Source organism: Candidatus Schekmanbacteria bacterium, assembly GCA_003695725.1.
Lineage (GTDB): Bacteria > Schekmanbacteria > GWA2-38-11 > GWA2-38-11 > J061 > J061.
Window position 1 is genome coordinate 1 of record RFHX01000023.1, and the last position, 3,088, is coordinate 3,088.

The window sequence follows — 3,088 nt, forward strand, 5'->3', positions numbered from 1 at the left end:
ATTTTTTTATTTAACAAAAAAAATATAATATTACGAATAAATGAAAATTGAGCTAAATATAGATTCTAAAACATTGAAAGAGCTTCTAAAATATTCTTCTGCCGAAACAGAAGAAACTGCCATCTTCATTGCAATCGATTATTACTTAAAAGCAAAACACAGTCAAGAGCTCGATGATTTTATTCGAAGTTATGAAGACCTTGAAACAGCTCTGATGGAGTATAATAAAAATAAGAATAAAAAAGACCTCTAATTTAAAGCTACTGTTAGTTTTATATATTCCTACCTTGTAATTATAAAGGTTAAATACATACATCTTTCAAAGGATTTGATAGTTGAGGACAGATGCATCTGTATATTTACTGCATCTTGATAAAGAGATGAAAAACTAATGGTAAAGCAAGCCCGGCGGGTGAATGACATTTATACAAATATTTTTAAAATGAAATTGGAAAAAATTTGTTTAGGAGAAATAGAGTGTTGAAGAAATTCACCTATCCTCTTAAAAATTCCATTTTAAAATTTTTAAAACTTTACCACTGGTGGAAGCATATGAAGCATAAAACATTCTGCGGGCACACCTACTTGAAGTCCTCCTAAGAAAAAACGATTTTCCATAAAAGTAAAACGAACCCATTCACGCCTCTGTTTGAACATCTCGTCAAAATGCTCGGGCTTTGGTTTTTCATTTTTTCTTTTTTCAACAATATCAAAATAACCTTTGAATATAGCTTCAGCTGATGACTTGTAATATTCTGAATCTGTTTCTTCGGGACCTAATGCAACACCGATGCCGTAACCAATTCCAATCCCCGTTTCTTTTACTCTGAACATTTTCTTATACCCCTCAGCAAGCTCTTTATATTCTCTGTTATGTTTTATTGCGGCATCTTCAATCAGGGTTTTCAAATATTCCTTATCCTCTTCATAGGGAATTACCGGATAAACATCATAGAAAGCAGGACAGAATTCTCCTCCCTTTTCAGAAACATGTTCAAAGACTCCTACCAATGCAGGTACAAGAGGATTTGACGGGAAAGTCTGAATCCCAAGCCATTGAATGGTGCTTGGATGTTGATTATCGGGTAGAGTTACTGTTGCTTTTACAGTTGAAACCACCGCTTTTTCGAAAAAATTTCCTCTGCTTACATTTGTTTCTGCGCATCCCTCATTTTTGAGGAAATCCCATTTCTTTGTCTCAAAAGGGGCGTCATCATTGTATTTATCAATGGTATCTATGAACCTCTTTTTTAAATCGATTAGATATGTGTCATCAAGCATATTCCACCTCTCATAATTGATTTGTCAGGAAAAAATCTGTGTTTTCATTTTTTGTCCTTCTTTTATTAAGCAGAAAAAATTAAAAGAGCAATGAAAGAATAATTTCAGCTTTTTCTTCTCCAAGAGCTTTTTTCAGTGGGCCGCCACCGGGGTCATTTTCTCTCAATGTCTCAAACATCTTTCTTTTTCTCTCAACAAGAGATTTCATATATTCGGAATTTTGTTTTTCTGCTTCCTGCCAAAACTTGACGTATAGATTTAGGTAATCTTTTGTAATTTCAAGGCACTTGTCTTCAATGCCTTCCTGCTCATATTTGAATTTACCGCAGGTATAGAAAGGAGAGAGCATAACTCTAAACCATAAATATCTTTCCAAACACATTCCCTCGATATCTTTATATTTCTCCCAGAGCGGTTGAATTGGCTCTACATATTTCTTTAAGTAATTTATATCTCTTCCGCAGTCAGCTGTTGGAATAAGGTCAACTCTCAAGCTTATATGGCTTCCCTGCACTAACTCTGATGAAAATATAGGAAGGTCGTATTCGTCTGATGGCACGATATTGGTTGCCCATACAATGAGTTTACCGCCTAAAATTGTAGATTTCATAGTAACAATTTTGTCTATCTTGTCAGCAGAGTAGCAGATGATTTCCTGCGTCATCATATCGGTTTCGATTTTTCTAAATTCTGAAATGTCATTACCTTTGTATTCTTTCATTTCAACAGGATTCATTGGTTTGATGCCATCAAGAATTTCATCAAAATAAGGAATTGCTTTCATCGGTCTCTCCCATTAATTTAAATTTGTTTTGATAGTTAATCTTGCAGGTCATTAAAAAACTCTGCTTGTTATATATTCTATTCCTGCTTTTTGCAGGACTTGAGCCAGAAAATGTTCTTTATCCTGCTTTTCCTTTATCATTTCAATCACTGCATCGAGAGTTTTAAAAATATCCTCCTTGGAACCCATTTTGAATATTTCTTTTCCGATTGTCTGCATTCTACCGAATGTCCCTCCAACGAGGATGCGATAACCAATCTTTTCTGAAGAGATTGTGCCTGTGGGACAGGCTTTGATACATGCGCCACAAAGTTTGCACAGCACTTCGTTTATCTGCGGTTTCTTTGCCTCTTCGAAATAAACTGCTGAATCCCAACAGGCGTGCATACATTGTTTGCAGTCTATACATTCCACATCATCATTGACTTTTGGTTTTTCAACTCCCCAAACTCCAAAATCCTTAGATTCTGCGCCTGTACATACATTTGCACAGCTCGATATGGAGATGGTGAATTTATTATGGGAAAGGAGAGGTCCATGTGATTTGTCTGCAAGGATTTCTGTAATCTTGGATTCTTCCAATTTGTCTATAAGCGGATAGACAAGCTCTTTTACATCTATAATTTGAGAAGGACACCCAAAATATTTTGAGTGGCAGGTTTCAATTTGATATAGACAGGGGACACCTTCTTTTTGAGTAGGGGGTACTTCAGGCATCTCTCCTTTAGCCATACAACTGCATAACTTTTGCGTAAAATCCTTCCCAAAGAATTCTTCGTAGTCTTTGATACATTGCTCCACATCTTCTTTCGTAACCTTTGACTTTTTCCTTTGCCTTGCAATCTTTTCGGTATAGATTTTTCTAAGTTCTAATTGTGGCGGTCCTGCAATTACATTATTGTCAAAAAAATCTAATGCTTCTTTGTCCCACTCCATACAAATCTCCTTTCGAACATAAATTAATAATGTTCACTTTTAAAAATAATTCTGTTTCTGTCAATAAGTTAAATGTAAAATGTGTGG

4 protein-coding genes are annotated in these 3,088 nt (G+C 35.2%); 1 reads left to right on the plus strand and 3 read right to left on the minus strand.

What is annotated here, in order from left to right; genetic code table 11:
• The first annotated feature begins 40 nt into the window (after positions 1-40).
• Entirely contained in the window at positions 41-253 is a 213-nt protein-coding gene (locus D6734_00975) for a hypothetical protein (protein ID RMF97990.1), read from the plus strand.
• Between the two features lie 272 nt (positions 254-525).
• On the opposite strand, the gene D6734_00980 is transcribed toward D6734_00975, so the two are convergent.
• The 3 genes from D6734_00980 to D6734_00990 all read right to left on the minus strand — a co-directional run bounded on the left by D6734_00980 (position 526) and on the right by D6734_00990 (position 3,001).
• Positions 526-1,281, minus strand: coding sequence for a coproporphyrinogen III oxidase (locus D6734_00980; protein ID RMF97991.1), 756 nt, complete (start codon positions 1,279-1,281; stop codon positions 526-528).
• 79 nt (positions 1,282-1,360) lie between these two features.
• A complete protein-coding gene (locus tag D6734_00985; GenBank protein RMF97992.1) occupies positions 1,361-2,065 on the minus strand; it encodes a hypothetical protein in 705 nt (234 codons plus the stop codon).
• A gap of 51 nt (positions 2,066-2,116) precedes the next feature.
• Entirely contained in the window at positions 2,117-3,001 is an 885-nt protein-coding gene (locus D6734_00990; GenBank protein RMF97993.1) for a 4Fe-4S dicluster domain-containing protein, read from the minus strand.
• Between the last annotated feature and the right edge of the window lie 87 nt (positions 3,002-3,088).

Bases quoted from the DNA above. Each gene is read 5' to 3' on its own strand.
- D6734_00990 (RMF97993.1), bottom strand. From the start codon at position 3,001: ATGGAGTGGGACAAAGAAGCATTAGATTTTTTTGACAATAATGTAATT.
- D6734_00980 (RMF97991.1), bottom strand. From the start codon at position 1,281: ATGCTTGATGACACATATCTAATCGATTTAAAAAAGAGGTTCATAGAT.
- D6734_00985 (RMF97992.1), bottom strand. From the start codon at position 2,065: ATGAAAGCAATTCCTTATTTTGATGAAATTCTTGATGGCATCAAACCA.
- D6734_00975 (RMF97990.1), top strand. From the start codon at position 41: ATGAAAATTGAGCTAAATATAGATTCTAAAACATTGAAAGAGCTTCTA.